The organism is Rossellomorea sp. GAMAL-10_SWC, assembly GCF_049568075.1.
GTDB lineage: Bacteria > Bacillota > Bacilli > Bacillales > Bacillaceae_G > Gottfriedia.
This window is the reverse complement of sequence record NZ_CP144911.1, coordinates 3,598,671-3,614,007: the sequence shown is the minus strand read 5'-3', so window position 1 is coordinate 3,614,007 and position 15,337 is coordinate 3,598,671. Positions and strand designations below refer to the sequence as shown.

Here is a 15,337-nt window from a genome sequence, read left to right as displayed (position 1 = left end):
CAGTTTTAGTGAAATATGTTATAGGTCTTGATGGTGGAGGAACGAAGTCAGAGGCTATTGCTTATAATTTGGATGGAGAAATTATTAGTCAAGGTTATTCTGGTTTTAGTAATTTACTAATCAATGAGGAAGATGGAATAAATCATATTATAGAAGCAATTGAAAATTGCTTGAGCCCTTTATCAAAAGAGAATTGCCTGTTCTTATTTTTAGGAATTGCTGGAATTGGTGGAGTGAAAGACCGAGGTCCGTTAGAAAAGGCACTAAATGATGCTTTTCATATCCCATTTAAAATAGTTAATGATGCACAAATTGCACATGCAGCATTACTAAATGGGCAAAGTGGTGTATTAACAATCGCTGGTACAGGTTCAATTTGTATCGGAAGGCATAAAGAACGGACTGTTACGGCAGGTGGATGGGGACATCTTCTAGGGGATAAAGGAAGTGGATATTGGATTTGCATTGAAATCTTTAAAAAGATTACACAGGAATTTGATGAAGGTATCCCATTAAGTTATTTATCTTTGAAAATGCTGGAAAAGTTACAGTTAAAAGAAGCAGAAGAACTTAAAAAATATATTTATCACAATACAAAAGCTGAAATTGCTTCACATGTTCCATTTATCGTTGAAATGGCCAACATAGGTGATTTAATGGCCTTATCTGTTCTAGAAAGAGCTGGTCAACATCTTGGGAAAACGACTATCCAAGCCTTAAAAAAGTTAAATCTTCGAGAAGAGCCACGAGTTGCAATAAAAGGAAGTATTCTAAGTCGAATATCAGTCGTTCAGAAAACGTTTATTCAAACAATACATGAGCACGATCCAACAGTAACATTTTACACGGACGAAATCTCTTCGACCTTTGGAGGATATTTATTAGCTAGGAAAGAAGTTAATTCACGTAAGGAATAATTAATGCGGTAAAAACAGGGGGTAGGAATTAAAATCCTGCCTTATGATTGAGGTGTAATTGTGTTAGAAAACTTAACAACCGAAATTAGAAACAATCGTACGAGTAACTTAGATCAACTAAGCGTCGATGAGTTTTTAAATATAATGAATGAAGAAGACCAAAAGGTGGCTCTAGCAGTTAGGGAACAAATTCCGATGATTTCAAATGTAGTTCAGTTAGTTGTTGAAGCATTTCAAAACGGAGGACGTTTAATTTATACAGGTGCTGGTACAAGCGGACGAATTGGTCTACTAGATGCAGTTGAGTGCCCACCTACATTTGGAACGAACCTTAGTGAAGTCATTGGATTAATTGCAGGCGGAGAAAGGGCCTTTATTAAAGCTGTTGAAGGTGCCGAAGATAGCGAAGAACTAGGTAAGGATGACTTATTACGAATATCCCTTACAAAAAATGATATCGTGATTGGTATTGCAGCATCGGGAAGAACGCCTTATGTAATAGGTGCTTTAAAGTATGCGAACGAGATTGGAGCAAAAACTGTAGCGGTATCGTGTAATAAAGGTTCAAAAATTGGAGAGGTTGCCTTCCAAAAAATTGAAGTAGATAATGGTCCAGAAGTGTTAACAGGCTCTACCCGATTAAAAGCTGGTACATCCCAAAAGCTTATTTGTAATATGATTTCGACAGCTTCAATGATTGGAATTGGAAAAGTATATAAAAATCTAATGGTAGACCTGCAATTAACGAATAATAAACTAGTTGATCGAGCGAAAAGAATAATAGTTGAAGCTACTGGCTGTGATTATGAAACGGCAAGTAATTACTTACAGAAAGCAAATAATCAAACGAAAGTAGCAATCGTTATGATTTTAACCGGAATGAATTATGATGAAGCAATTGTCAGTTTGAATAAAGCTAGTGGTTTTATTAGCAAGGTAGTAAAAAATTAATTAGAGGGCGACAACTAGTACTACTAGTCTGTCGCCTTCTATTTCATATAAAATATAATTCAGATTTTCTTCCTAATATTTTATAATTTGTTTAAAGACATATTTTGAATCCCATTAAAAGAGGGGAAAATGTTGGTTGGAAATTTCCAAATTCTTCGTTTTATATAAATAAAGAGAGAGTTGAGTAGATTAAATGAATGCATTAAATGGCGGTTTAATCATGTTAAACGAGATGCTGTATAAACTTCCACCATCTGAAAGAAGAGCAGCTAAATATATAATTGAAAACCCAGAAAAATCGATTCAATATACAGTTTTTGAACTCGCGGAAAAGAGCCAAACAAGCAATTCTGCAATTATTCGATTATGTCGTTCACTGGGTCTAAAGGGTTTTCAAGAGCTTAAGCTACGAATTGCAGGTGATATTATTACGACAACAGAAGTAGGATCGAGGGATATCAATTTAGGGGAATCAACTAGTTCAATTATTAAAAAGATGATGAATAATAATATTCAGGCCATCAAAGATACTAGCGATATTATTAATGTGAGTGATTTAGAGGAAGCAGTTCAAGCTTTAACAAAAGCGAGAAATATTTATTTCTTCGGTGTAGGTGGGTCAATGGTAGTTGCCTTAGACGCTCAACAAAAATTCTTACGTATAAAAAAATACACCTCTGCATTTACTGATTTGCATTTGTTAGCTGTTCAAATAGCGAACCACGAGGAGAATGATGTCTTAGTAGGAATTTCATTTTCTGGAGAAACGCTAGAGGTTCAAAAAGCTCTTCAAATTGCTAAGGAAAACGGCGTGAACACCATTAGTATCACCGGCTTTGGTTCCAATTCTGTATCAAACTTAGCGGACATTAAATTATTCAATTCACCACATAGGGAAGCAACATTTCGAAGTGGAGCAACCTCATCGAGAATGGCTCAATTACATGTCATCGATATCTTATTTATGGCTGTCGCGACACAAGAATACGATCAAACAATTCAGTATATCGATCAAACAAGAACGGCTATATCTTCATTAAAAAAGTAAATAGTGCCGGATTAAGGATTTAGGTAATATAAGCACAAGGAAATCAACGTTCCTTGTGCTTTTTATTTTTATGCTCTGTTAAAGTAAATCAACTATATGGCAGTTTAGAGTAACAAGGAATGATATAATTAAATGGATAAATTTAGTAAACCAGTTAATTGATTGAATAGAATAAAAAGGAAATTCCTTTGGTAACCAGATTATTGAGGAGGGTATTTCATGGCAATTAAGCTCTGTCCCATGTGTGGTAATGAGAATAAGTGCTCAAGTGGGAAGAACTGTTGGTGTAATGATGAATATTTTCCAAGAGAAATATTTGATCAGATATCACCAGATGAAGTAAGAAAATCTTGTATATGTAAGTCTTGTTTAGAGCAGTACAAAGAAGTTAACAAAATAGAAGACTTAAAACCTTCTAATATCGGACCAATGGTCTTTGGTCGAAAGAATGCATCTAAACAGGACGAAGAAGTATGTTATTGTTATGAGAAGTTTAAAGATCAACTTAAACCAGGAACAGTAACTAAGTGTTTCAAAGAGAAATGTGCTAATTACTTAAGCTGTACCTCTGAAAATTCCGGAATAATATAATAGTTTTTTATTCATTTTTAGGAACATGTAAGGAGTCGATACTCGTAAACAACTAACTTAATGCATTAGTTGAATAATCATTAAGTAGACTGTTTAGAAACAACCATGTCAATTAATTATCAAATTTTCGTAAAAGGAGTAGAGTGATGTTGATTTCCATTACAGGATGCTCGCTTTCCATTGGGCGAGACCTGAGCCTCCTCGGCGCGCCTGCGGGGTCTCAGCCTTCCCGCTAATCCCATAGGAGTCGAGCATCCCTCCATTCCAATCAACTTATTCATCAAAAAATGTCCGCGATAAAACCTAATCAGATAGCCTTTTTTAGAATAAACTAAGTGTTTTATTTTAATCAGATTGTAGATCAATTAATATTGAACATTTATTAAACTAAACAATCAAATTTGTTTTCTAAAAAAAGCTATATTAACATTTAAAACCATTAAAAGATCATTCGAAAAATGCAATTTTTACCTTTATTAAATGTTCACTTAAAGTCCGTTTTCCCTTTTGACCATTTTATATTTCAACACTCTGAAAAGACTGTTTAGTTTAAAACAGTCTTTTTTAGTACGCAAAAATCAACATTTTAGTTTAACAGATTCCATTTTTAAGAGAGTTGATTTGATGATCAGTCTGGTACTCAAAAAAATGAAAGGGTATGTAGGTACAATATGATTAACATCAAAAATATAAAGGAGAAGAAAGCCTTCGGGAAGGCAGGAAAAACGCAAATGCTATTGTGGTTGGTGTAATCCATTCACTAAGGGAGGTGATATCAGAAATGAAGTTGTTAGTTACAATCACAACATGTTTTGATACTACTAAGGGTGATTATGTGATCAAATCAAATCGAACTTAAGCATTGTTTAGCGGGCATAAAGTTTTATTAGTTTAAGGTAAAATTTTTATTGCGCTTGGGTAATTATTGAAGGATACTAATAAGAGGTTCACTATAACGAACGAAATACAGAGGGGAAAGAATATTATGATGAAAAAGGGAATTTTATCTTTAGCAACATTAGGTTTATTAGCTTCACCATTATCTTTCACAACTGCTCATGCAGAAGGAAACAGTTATGAAATTTTAAAGAAAGCTAGTAAAAATCATATAGAAAAGCAAGTATTGGAAGGTTCAAATGATTTTCATACGTTTAAAGTTTTAGGTTTAAAATCAAACTTTAATCATTTTAATATAAAACCATCTAGTACTCTATCAAGCTACAGTACTAGCGAACCAGATGAGTTGGATGAGATGGAAGAAAATGATGATTTTGTCACAGCAAACAACTTACCACTTGGAGCGATAATGTATGGTCAGTTAGCACCTAGATACGATCTAGATTATTTCAAAATCGTCATACCTACTGACGGAGAAATTCTTTTAGGCGGAGCTGCTTTAGGGCCGGGAAATATCGAATTAGCAATGGGAGTGTATCAAAAAGATTACGTTGAAGATAGCCGATTAGTTTATGAGGGTTATAATTATGATGAAGAAACTGGTGTTGAAGAACAATACTACCAAGCTAAGGCCGGTACATATTATGTAGGTGTATTAGATTACGACAATACTGATTACGATGATAATACAGAAGATGATTATTATGGAATTTACACATTATTCAATGACAATGTAGCACCAACTAAACCGACTGTAAACAAAGTTGATAACAATGATGTAGTTGTAACTGGAAAGGCCGAAGCCAATTCTACTGTAACAGTTAAAAATGGTAGTACGGTATTAGGAACTCCTACAAAAGCAACATCAACTGGAACTTATTCGGTTAAGATTCCTGTACAAAAAGCTGGAGTAACGTTAAGTGTTTATGCAAAGGATGCAGCTGGGAATACGAGTGTAGCTGGAACAACAAAAGTTGTAGACGTAATTGCGCCTGCAAAACCAATTGTTAACAGAGTTGATAATAACGATGTAGTTGTAACAGGTAAAGCGGAAGCTGGTTCTACTGTTACGATTAAAAGAGGGACAACAACACTAGCGACTGTAAAGGCTACTTCTACTGGAACGTATTCAGCGAAAATCGCTGTTCAAGTAGCTGGCACTAAATTAACAGTAACAGCTAAAGATGCTGCAGGAAATACAAGTGTGGCAACTACTGTAACTGTTGTTGATGTAATTCCTCCAGGTAAACCAACAATTAATAAAGTAGATGACAATGATTTAAAAGTAACTGGAAAAGCTGAAAAAGGTTCAACAGTAACTGTTAAAAGAGGTACTACGGTATTAGGATCTGCAACTGCTGATTCGGTAGGAAATTACTCAGTTAAGATTGCAGCTCAGAAAAAAGGAACTGTCATTTCTGTAACTGCAAAAGATAAAGCAGGAAATACTAGTGCTGCTTCAACATATACTGTTGTAAGACATTAATATTTATATAGGAGCCAAGGATCTATTCCTTGGCTTTTTAATTGTATAAAGTCAAACCGTATAGTAGGGCAATAAAAAAACACAAGGGAAATTAATCTCCTTGTGTTTTTTTAGTATTAAATTGCTTTATATTCAGCAGCTTTTAAAAGTAAATCAACTATGTGTACGACTTCCACATGTTCTGATTGATTCTCTCGATCTACACCTAGCTTCATTTGTAATAAGCATCCAGGGTTAGCAGTTACAATTGTAGTAGCTTGTGTTTTTGTTGCTTGCTTCATCTTGTAATCTAGTATTTGCATCGACATTTCGGATTCGACGATATTATAAATACCAGCTGAGCCGCAGCAACGATCTGCATCTTTCATTTCGTGATAGTGTACATTTTGAATTGACTTCAATAATGTTCTTGGAGCAGAAGCTGTTTTCATGACATTTCTTAAATGGCATGAATCCTGATACGTAATAATTTGTTCTGGTAAACTTAATTTTACTTTATTATGAAACTCAACTTCTACTAGAATTTCTGATATATCCTTTAGTTTATTTTTAAACGCTAGAGCTCGATCTTTCCAATTTGGATCGTCTTTAAGAAGATGATCATAGTCAATTAGGAAACCACCACAGCCTCCTGCATTTGTAATGATATAATCTACTCCGAGATTTTCGAAGGCTTCAATGTTTTTCTTTGCCATATCTTTCGCAATCGACTTTTCACCACTATGACCATGTAATGCACCACAACACGCCTGGTCTTTTGGGATGACAATCTCACAACCAGCTAATTGTAATAGCTTCATCGTTGCATTGTTTGTTTCTAAGAACATTGTATCCATTAAACATCCAGAGAAAAATGCCACCTTCTTTACTTTTTCTTTTAATGGTGGCAAATAGTCAGGGCGTGACTTCATTTGTTTCATAGTCGGGACCTTTGGTAAAACCTTTTCCATTGCAGATAAATTGTTTGGGATTAACTTCATAATTCCAGCTTTTCTTGCTACGACTTGAAGGCCTGTTCGTTGATATAAACCTAATAAACCAACTGCGAGTCTCATACGTTTTTGATGCGGGAAAAGTTCTTTAAATACAACTTTCCGAACAGCTCTTGCAGGAAGTGAATGTTTTTTGTGTTGAGCAATAATATCTCTAGCTTCTTCTAGTAGATGACCGTATTTCACACCAGATGGGCAAACAGGCTCACATGCACGACATCCAAGACAAAGCTCAAGTGTACGTTCCACATCTTCATCCGGTTCAATTAATCCATCTGTTACTGCTTTCATTAATGCGATACGACCACGTGGTGAGTGTGATTCTTTTTGACCTGATTCAATATAAGTTGGACAGCTCGGTAAACAAAAACCGCATCGCATACAGTTTAGAAGCTTGTCTTCGTTCATTCGCTCTTTAAATTGTTGACCAATCGCTTGTTGTTCTTGAAGTGTTGTCATTTTGACACCACCATTCTTTTACGACTGTCTTTTGCAAAGACTTTGCCTGGGTTCATAATATGATTTGGATCTAGGGCTGATTTGACAGCAAGCATTGCGGTAATGCCTTCTTTACCTAGCTTTAATTCAAGGTAAGGAGCTTTTACGATTCCAACACCGTGTTCACCTGTAATCGTACCACCTAGTTCAATAGCTTTTTCAAATATCTCTGCAAAAGCCATTTCTACGCGTTCCATTTCTTCGTGATCACGAGCATCGGTAGGACAAGTAGGGTGCAGATTTCCATCGCCTGCATGGCCGAATGTACAAATTTTTACATTATGTTTTTCAGCAATCACATTAATTGCAGAGACCATTTCAGCAATTTTAGAACGAGGGACAGTTGCATCCTCTAAAATTGTTGTTGGTCTTAATTGTGCAAGAGCTGAAAGAGCAGAGCGTCTAGCCGTACGTAATGCTACTGCTTCTTCTTCGGATTTAGCTACGCTAACTGAAATACATTTTTCTTGCTGGCAAATTGATTTTATTAATTCGATATCTCTGTTTACAACTTCACTTGGACCATCTTGTTCAATTAATAAGACAGCTTTTACATCGGTCGGTAGTCCAATCTGTGCAAAGTTCTCAACAACTTCTAGGGTAGGTTGATCCATAAATTCAAGGGAAGTAGGAATAATTTTATTAGCAATAATTTTAGAGACCGTTCTGGCTGCATCTTCCAAGCTATCATACAATGCAAGCATTGTTTTTTTCGTTTCTGGCATTGGAATAAGCTTTAATGTAGCCTCGGTAATAATACCTAAAGTACCTTCAGAACCAACAAATAAACGAGTAAAATCATATCCAGCAACATCTTTTGCTAGCTTTCCACCAGTTCGAATAATGTCTCCGTTTGCTAATACGATTTCAAGTGCGATGACATAATCACGTGTTACACCATATTTTAATCCACGTAATCCACCTGAATTTTCATTAATATTTCCACCAATTGTAGAAATTTTCATTGAGCTTGGATCTGGTGGATAAAATAGGCCTTTTTCTTCGATTGTATTGATCATATCAAGAGTCACTACACCAGGTTGAGCTGTAATAGTTAAGTTTTCTTCATCTATCTCAAGAATATTGTTTAAGTGTTTAAATAAGATAACGATCCCGCCATCTGTTGGACAAGTACCACCGCATAAATTCGTTCCTGAGCCTCTAGGAACGATTGGAATGTGGTTTTCGTTACAGATTTTAACGATTTCGGATACCTCTTTAGTAGAACGAGGACTAATGACTGCATCCGGAAGAGCTTGCAAATTTGGTGTAGCATCGTAGGAATATACGAGTCTTTCCACTTTTGAATCATCATAATTTTCTTTTCCAACAATTGCTATAAAACTTTGTGCAATGTCATTTGTAATCATAAATAAATTCCCCCCATTATCTTAATTCAAGTATAAAGAGTTAATAGATGAATTTACTATAGAGGAACATACAGAAAAAACACCAATTATCGGTGTTTTTTTGTAGAATCATCTAGTAGGTATGTTCCGATATACAATTTAACTAAATCTTGGATATCTTTCGGATTCAATTTCGTTAATTCAGTAATTTTACCTAAGCGGTACAGAAGTGTGTTTATATGAATATGTAAGGATTGAGCGGTTTTTTTAAGAGACTGATTTTGATTTAAATACTCTTTAATTGTAATAAATAACTCCTCTTCACTTAATAAAGGTGCAATTGTCCGTTCTATAAATGTTTTCTTAATCTCTTGTGAAAGTTCCTGCAGAATTAAATCAATTGTTAAATCTTCATCAAAAATAATTGAACTTGTTTTTAATGCAACTTTTAAAGCACGATCCGCTTGATAATATGATTGATGTAATTGTTTTGGAGAGATTTGTTGCCCAACGCCTGCAGCAATGGGTGAATTTAATCGACTTTTTATGATCTCATATAAATCATGCATTCTTTGTAGTTTATGAATATCTTTATTCGTATCGTCAACTTTCATCAAAAATACAATTCGATTATTGCCCCAACGAACAAATACGTCATCTTTATTTCGATTCGCTAAATCAATTATTAGTTGTCTTGTATCGATTGGGACCATATTCGTATTTTCCCATTCAAAAATAATAACCTGCCTAATATAACTTAAATCAATATTTAGCATAGTAGAACGTTCATAAAAATGATCATCCCATTCAATATCTTGAATCCAATCAAATACAAATGCTTCTAACGTTCTTTGTTGTAAATCAATTTGATCTGTATAATAGTTTTCTCTAATTAATAATTCTGTCATCCTACGAAGCATTTCTCCAAAAGGGGAAATCTGATCGGGGTTTCCTGTAATGCCAATTACTCCGACTATTTCATTTTGAAAATAAATAGGAAGATTAATTCCAGCCTTCACACCATTTAAACGATTTTCATCATCAGATGTAATCGTAAACGTTTTTCTTTCATTAATTGCAATTAATGAGCCTTCATGAAATGTACCAGTTCGTGCTGGGTCTGTACTTGCTATAATGATGCCATCCGTATTAATAATAATGATATCTTCTTGTATTAACTTTCTAACTTCATTAATGATCTTTAATGCCAACTCATCAAGTACCATGTCAAACTCCCTCAAAATTGTTACTATAAGTATAAAGTAAAATGTCTTATTTCTACTATACAGTCTTTAAGTAGTTTGTGAAAAAGTTAAATAAGTTATGAACTTAGAGCCAATAGGCTAAAAATAGGATATGTGATTAAAAAGTGGTAAAGTGTTAAGAGCAGGAAGTGTATAAGTAAAAAAATAAGTATTTTAAGGACTTAGGTTAAAAGCAAAACATACATAGTGTTAGATAAAGGAGCAAGAGATGAACAATTATAAATTAGTCATTCAATATGATGGGGGCCGATATAAAGGCTGGCAAAGACTTGGTAACGGTGAAAATACAATTCAAGGTAAAATCGAGAATGTAATATCAGAAATGGTAGGAAGAGAAGTTGAAATTATTGGAAGTAGTCGAACGGATGCAGGTGTACATGCATTTGAACAGGTTGCTAATTTTAAAATAAAAGAGAACATGCCAGAAATAGAAATTAAAAGTTATTTAAATCGTTATTTACCTAGAGATATTAGTATAAAGGAAGTTTCGATTGAATCTGACCGTTTCCATTCAAGATATAATACTAGTGCAAAAACGTATATCTATAAAATATGGAATGAGGAATATACGAATCCATTTATGCGTAAATACAGTATGCATGTAGAAGAGAAACTAGATCTTAAAAAAATGAAGGCTGCAGCAGAGTACTTTTTAGGTGAGCATGATTTTACAGCATTTTCAAATGCGAAATCTAAAAAGAAGTCAATGGTAAGAGAAATCTACTCGATTGATTTTGAAAAGAAAGACGGATTTATTCAAATAAGAATTAGCGGGAATGGTTTCTTATACAATATGGTAAGAAAGATTGTAGGAACATTAATTGAAGTCGGAGCAGGTAGATTACATACTGAAAATATACAGAAAATAATTGAGTTGAAGGATCGTGCTCAAGTGAGTAATCTTGCGGATCCTGGTGGGTTGTATTTGGAGAAAATTGAATTTAAGTCATAATTTTAAAAAAAAAGCATTGGAATTTATGGATTCCAATGCTTTTTTTTACTTTTATTCGTTACCATTTTTCTTGTTATCAACTACCAAACAAGCTCTTTCTTTAAATAAAAGCATAAGAATCAATCCAATTAACATTAATAACAATACGAAATAGACTGAATGATTCCACGATGATTGCCCACCTTTAATTAGCTGCATCGCTCCAATTACAATTACAGCACCTAAATTCCCTGCCATCAATAGTAGTCCTGTTGCTTCACCAGATACTTTTTCACCAACTAGTTCTTCTGTAGCTGACAGCAGCAAAGCAAAAGCAGGTAAAAATATGAATCCAAGGACGCTACCTATTATAATTAGAAAAGCAAAATTACCTGAAGTACAAACTGGATAGATTAATAGAAGGGAGCCGATGATCGTGACTAATAAGAAGGGCTTTCTTTTACCAACTTTATCTGAAAACAGCGGAATCACAATTGAACCAATAATACCGCCGACTATTAAAGTGCCACCTACAATTCCGGCTTGTTCTGATGAAATTCCGTACGGTTTTAAGATTTGTTCAAGCCAGGATGTTAATCCATTAAAGACTCCTAAACCTAAAAAGGAAACGATGTTTAATAGTAAAAGATTCTTGTTTTTTAATAATTTAAATGTAGTACTAAAACTTCCTGAAGTATTAGAATTTCGTTTGAAAGCTGAATTATGATGACCGATGAAGTAGAAAAGGAGTGATGCAAGAATTGTTAAAATTGACATGATGACTAATGAGGGTTGGAATCCAAAAAGATCTACTAGAAGCGGTGTCCCCGCTAAGGCTACGGCCATTCCGACGAACATCCCGACTGTGCCAATGCCAGTGGCGGTAGCTTGTTTATTTTTAGGAAACCAATCAACTACTAAACTTGATATTGCATTTAAAATATAAGGTTGGCCAATCGCAATTCCTAATTGACCAATTAGCAAAAATGAGAAGCTTGAATCAAAAATTCTAATAGTAGAAAAAACTGACATGAAAATGCCACCTAGTAAAATACTAAATCGATATCCAGCTCGATCAATTACTTTACCTGAGTGGATTGAAAATAAAATATAGATTAATGGAAATACAATTAATAACCAATTAATATCTGACTCTGAAACTTCGTAATGTGATTTTAAATATGAAATTAGAGGTGCAAAATTTAACCAAAGCATTTGACTAATCCCAGCAAGTGCAGCAAACGAAAGTAAAACATACCAGTTCGTTGAGAATGGCTTAATAACTTTAGTGGATGTCATTCAAACACTTCCCTAATTTATATTCTAAAAAAAGTGACTTAATAGAATATATGTTAATTGGCTAATTAATAGCTACTTGTTCAAGAAAATGAATAAACAATTTTTAACTATTCTTAAATGAATAACCCTCTAAAGTAGATTACTGATCTTCTACCTTTAGAGGGTTATTAAACGAACTATTTATTACTTTCTAAGTAATCTATTGCTTTTTTTAGACGATTTAATCCTTCAATAATCTTAGATTTGGGACATCCAGTATTCAAGCGGATAAATCCTTTCCCAGCATCACCATATGTCTCTCCGGGCATAATGGCAACTTTTGCGTGATGAACGAGGGCATGTTGTAATTGCTCACTAGAAAAAGGTAGCCCGGAAATATCAATCCATGCTAAGTATGTTGATTCTGGTAATGTAAATTTAAGTTTTGGAAGATGATTGTTAAGATAATTTTCTACTGTTTTTAAATTATCATGAGTATATTCGGCTAATTCATCAACCCAGTCCTCACATGTTTTGTAGGCTTCGATTGTCGCAAGTGTCCCAAAAATGCTTGCAGATGAAAGGCCATCTCGATTTTTTAAAGATAGAAGAAATTCTTTGTTGATCATTTGGTTTGGTAAAATCATATATGATCCACCTAGCCCGGGAGTGTTAAACGTTTTACTTGCAGAAGTACAAATACATACATTCTCCAAATTAATGCTAGTGTTTATAATCGGAATATGGAAATTAGGTTCATATACGATATCCATATGAATTTCATCAGAAATGATAAATACATTATGTTTATTACATAAGCGCACAATCCTTTCCAATTCATGCATTGTCCAAACACGCCCTGAAGGGTTATGCGGACTACATAGCAGAAGGATCTTGGCACGGTCGTGAGATAGTTTTTGTTCTAAATCATCAAAATCGATTCGATATTTCCCATTTTCGTAGATTAATTGATTGTCAGAAATGAAACGATTGTTATCTTGAATTACTTTAAAGAAGGCATCATAGGCAGGAGTTTGGATAACGACATGATCACCAACATTTGTCAAGTTTTCGATTATTTTTGATATTGAATAAATGACACTAGGACTATAAACAATCCAATCTTCTTTAATTTCACAGGAGAATCTCTTACGAAACCAATCTATTATTGATTCTTTAAATTCAGCATGATTCCATCGCGTATAGCCAAATATACCATGTTTCATTCGTTTTTCTAATGCATGTATTATTTCATCAGGACTTTGAAAGTCAGTATCTGAAATCGAGAAGGGTAATAAATCTGGCACTCCAAATCGATCTTCAATATAGTCCCACTGTGTACAATAAGTACCGGTCCGATCAACTATCTGATCAAATTTGTATTTCATTTCGTACAACCCCAATTTATTTAAGATGATAATTTTTCTAATTGTGTTTTAAGAATACCAACTTGCGGACCAATGACGACTTGTAAATTGTGTTCGTCTAATTTTACAACGCCAAGTGCACCACAATCCTTTAGAACTTTTTCATTAACTATATTCATATTATCTACAACAAGTCTTAATCTTGTAATGCAGTTATCTAGTGATTGAATGTTTTCTTTGCCACCTAAAGCAGTAAGAATTTTTAATGCTTGGGCATTTGTTCCTTTCACTAATGGTTCCTCACTTTGTTGATCATCAATTTTTTCTTCTCTACCAGGAGTTTTTAAATTAAATTTCAATATTGCATATCTGAAAACTGAATAGTATACGGTAAACCAAATTGCTCCTACTATAGGTACAAGATACCACTTTGTTTTTACTCCTTGTAAAACGCCAAAGATAATAAAGTCTAATATTCCACCATCTGTGTTACCAATTGTTAAATGTAATAAAGCCATTACCATAAAACCTAATCCCGTTAAAATAACGTGGATGAAATATAAAGGTGGAGAAACGAACAAGAATAAGAATTCGATTGGCTCAGTGATACCGGTTACAAAAGTTGCAATAACACCAGAGATTAATAGTCCCTTAATTTTATTACGATTTTCTGGACGGGCAGTATGATAAATCGCAAGCGCTACTGCAGGTAAGCCAAACATGAATGTTGGCATTTTTCCTTGTGATAAGAAAGCTGTTGCTGATGGACTGATCGGAGCACCGGCTTTTAATTGTGCATAGAAAATATTTAAAGCTCCTGAAACCGTTTGACCGTTAACGACTTCAGTACCACCAGCTTCTGTGAATCGAATCATTGCAACTAAAATATGGTGAAGACCGAATGGTAGTAGTAAACGCTCACCAGCACCGAATAAAAATGGTCCTAAAACGCCAGATTTTTGAATTAAACTTCCGATTCCTGTAATAATTGCGAAAATTGGCCAGATCATTGGAATGATAATCCCAACAACTGATAATGCGAGTGTCGTTATAATTGGAACAAAGCGGGCGCCACCAAAAAATGCAAAAGCATCTGGAAGTTTAATACTATAAAAGCGGTTATGTAGCAAATAAACAACGATCCCAGCGATGATACCGCCTAATACACCCATTTCAATTGTTTGTATACCCATAACCATACCTTGACCAGCTTGACGCATTTTATCTGCTGCTACTAATTGATTTGTTTCTGTTAAATAAAAATTAATTGATAAGTGCATGATGACGTAGCCAACAAATCCAGAGAAAGCAGCGACACCTTTTTCATATCGTACAAGTCCAAACGGAATTGCCATTGCAAATAAAACTGGTAAGTATGAAAATGCAAACCCACCGATAGTGGACATAAAGCTAAAAATAACTTGGAGTACGGAGTTTCCTAAAAATGGGAATGTTTCGATAGTTGTCGGACTAGTAAATGAGCTTCCGATTCCTAATATAAGACCCATAAAGGCTAATAATGCTACAGGCACCATAAAGGTCTTACCTAGCCCTTGAAAAAATTCCCAAAGTTGTGATTTAACGGACTTCTTCTTTGCCATGTTTTTAGCTCCTTCGTTTTTTATTATGTCTTAAGAATACTCACGGCAAAATCGTTTAACAACCGTTTGAGGTGTTTATGTAAGCGTGTACATTTTTTGTATATTGCTTACTTTCAGTAGACTAATAAGTTCATAAATAAAAAGAGTCAGTAGTGGTCTGATAATA

12 protein-coding genes are annotated in these 15,337 nt (G+C 34.3%); 6 read left to right on the top strand and 6 right to left on the bottom strand.

From position 1 onward, the window contains the following. Nucleotides 1–8: 8 nt before the first annotated feature. The 5 genes from V5E38_RS17885 to V5E38_RS17865 all read left to right on the top strand — a co-directional run bounded on the left by V5E38_RS17885 (nucleotide 9) and on the right by V5E38_RS17865 (nucleotide 5,890). On the top strand, nucleotides 9–917 hold the full coding sequence (locus V5E38_RS17885) for an N-acetylglucosamine kinase (RefSeq protein ID WP_499210965.1): 909 nt from the start codon (nucleotides 9–11) through the stop codon (nucleotides 915–917). Between the two features lie 60 nt (nucleotides 918–977). Continuing rightward, nucleotides 978–1,868 carry an N-acetylmuramic acid 6-phosphate etherase gene (gene murQ, locus V5E38_RS17880; RefSeq protein WP_499210964.1) on the top strand — a complete coding sequence of 297 codons (891 nt, stop codon included), beginning with the start codon at nucleotides 978–980 and terminating at the stop codon, nucleotides 1,866–1,868. A gap of 193 nt (nucleotides 1,869–2,061) precedes the next feature. Further along, complete coding sequence (locus V5E38_RS17875) at nucleotides 2,062–2,916, top strand: MurR/RpiR family transcriptional regulator (RefSeq protein ID WP_248267941.1); 855 nt, start codon at nucleotides 2,062–2,064, stop codon at nucleotides 2,914–2,916. A 219-nt stretch (nucleotides 2,917–3,135) separates the two neighbouring features. Beyond that, nucleotides 3,136–3,507, top strand: coding sequence for a cysteine-rich CWC family protein (locus V5E38_RS17870; RefSeq protein ID WP_499210963.1), 372 nt, complete (start codon nucleotides 3,136–3,138; stop codon nucleotides 3,505–3,507). Between the two features lie 985 nt (nucleotides 3,508–4,492). After that, a complete protein-coding gene (locus V5E38_RS17865) occupies nucleotides 4,493–5,890 on the top strand; it encodes an Ig-like domain-containing protein (protein WP_499210962.1) in 1,398 nt (465 codons plus the stop codon). A gap of 116 nt (nucleotides 5,891–6,006) precedes the next feature. Here the strand turns inward: V5E38_RS17865 and V5E38_RS17860 are convergent, their stop codons facing one another. The 3 genes from V5E38_RS17860 to V5E38_RS17850 form a co-directional block, all read right to left on the bottom strand. After that, nucleotides 6,007–7,341 carry a (Fe-S)-binding protein gene (locus V5E38_RS17860; RefSeq protein ID WP_499210961.1) on the bottom strand — a complete coding sequence of 445 codons (1,335 nt, stop codon included), beginning with the start codon at nucleotides 7,339–7,341 and terminating at the stop codon, nucleotides 6,007–6,009. Beyond that, nucleotides 7,338–8,750 carry a glycolate oxidase subunit GlcD gene (glcD, locus tag V5E38_RS17855; RefSeq protein WP_499210960.1) on the bottom strand — a complete coding sequence of 471 codons (1,413 nt, stop codon included), beginning with the start codon at nucleotides 8,748–8,750 and terminating at the stop codon, nucleotides 7,338–7,340. Before glcD ends, V5E38_RS17860 begins: the two co-directional genes overlap by 4 nt. Nucleotides 8,751–8,836: 86 nt before the next feature. After that, nucleotides 8,837–9,955 (bottom strand): CdaR family transcriptional regulator, encoded by a 1,119-nt coding sequence (locus tag V5E38_RS17850; protein WP_499210959.1) that lies wholly within the window; start codon nucleotides 9,953–9,955, stop codon nucleotides 8,837–8,839. 247 nt (nucleotides 9,956–10,202) lie between these two features. Between V5E38_RS17850 and truA the strand changes: the two genes are divergently transcribed. Continuing rightward, the gene (truA, locus tag V5E38_RS17845; RefSeq protein ID WP_499210958.1) at nucleotides 10,203–10,946 is read left to right on the top strand and encodes a tRNA pseudouridine synthase A; all 744 of its coding nucleotides are present in this window, start codon (nucleotides 10,203–10,205) and stop codon (nucleotides 10,944–10,946) included. A 51-nt stretch (nucleotides 10,947–10,997) separates the two neighbouring features. On the opposite strand, the gene V5E38_RS17840 is transcribed toward truA, so the two are convergent. From V5E38_RS17840 to malX, 3 genes are all read right to left on the bottom strand, one after another. Next, complete coding sequence (locus V5E38_RS17840) at nucleotides 10,998–12,224, bottom strand: MFS transporter (protein ID WP_499210957.1); 1,227 nt, start codon at nucleotides 12,222–12,224, stop codon at nucleotides 10,998–11,000. A gap of 176 nt (nucleotides 12,225–12,400) precedes the next feature. Further along, nucleotides 12,401–13,591, bottom strand: a complete 1,191-nt coding sequence (locus tag V5E38_RS17835; protein WP_499210956.1) for a MalY/PatB family protein — start codon at nucleotides 13,589–13,591, stop codon at nucleotides 12,401–12,403. A gap of 20 nt (nucleotides 13,592–13,611) precedes the next feature. Then, nucleotides 13,612–15,171, bottom strand: coding sequence for a PTS sugar transporter subunit IIBC family protein (malX, locus tag V5E38_RS17830; RefSeq protein ID WP_499210955.1), 1,560 nt, complete (start codon nucleotides 15,169–15,171; stop codon nucleotides 13,612–13,614). Between the last annotated feature and the right edge of the window lie 166 nt (nucleotides 15,172–15,337).

Coding starts and splice junctions, on each gene's coding strand:
- V5E38_RS17875 (WP_248267941.1), top strand. CDS start 2,062: ATGAATGCATTAAATGGCGGTTTAATCATGTTAAACGAGATGCTGTAT.
- V5E38_RS17870 (WP_499210963.1), top strand. CDS start 3,136: ATGGCAATTAAGCTCTGTCCCATGTGTGGTAATGAGAATAAGTGCTCA.
- V5E38_RS17865 (WP_499210962.1), top strand. CDS start 4,493: ATGATGAAAAAGGGAATTTTATCTTTAGCAACATTAGGTTTATTAGCT.
- V5E38_RS17860 (WP_499210961.1), bottom strand. CDS start 7,341: ATGACAACACTTCAAGAACAACAAGCGATTGGTCAACAATTTAAAGAG.
- glcD (WP_499210960.1), bottom strand. CDS start 8,750: ATGATTACAAATGACATTGCACAAAGTTTTATAGCAATTGTTGGAAAA.
- V5E38_RS17850 (WP_499210959.1), bottom strand. CDS start 9,955: ATGGTACTTGATGAGTTGGCATTAAAGATCATTAATGAAGTTAGAAAG.
- truA (WP_499210958.1), top strand. CDS start 10,203: ATGAACAATTATAAATTAGTCATTCAATATGATGGGGGCCGATATAAA.
- V5E38_RS17840 (WP_499210957.1), bottom strand. CDS start 12,224: ATGACATCCACTAAAGTTATTAAGCCATTCTCAACGAACTGGTATGTT.
- V5E38_RS17835 (WP_499210956.1), bottom strand. CDS start 13,591: ATGAAATACAAATTTGATCAGATAGTTGATCGGACCGGTACTTATTGT.
- malX (WP_499210955.1), bottom strand. CDS start 15,171: ATGGCAAAGAAGAAGTCCGTTAAATCACAACTTTGGGAATTTTTTCAA.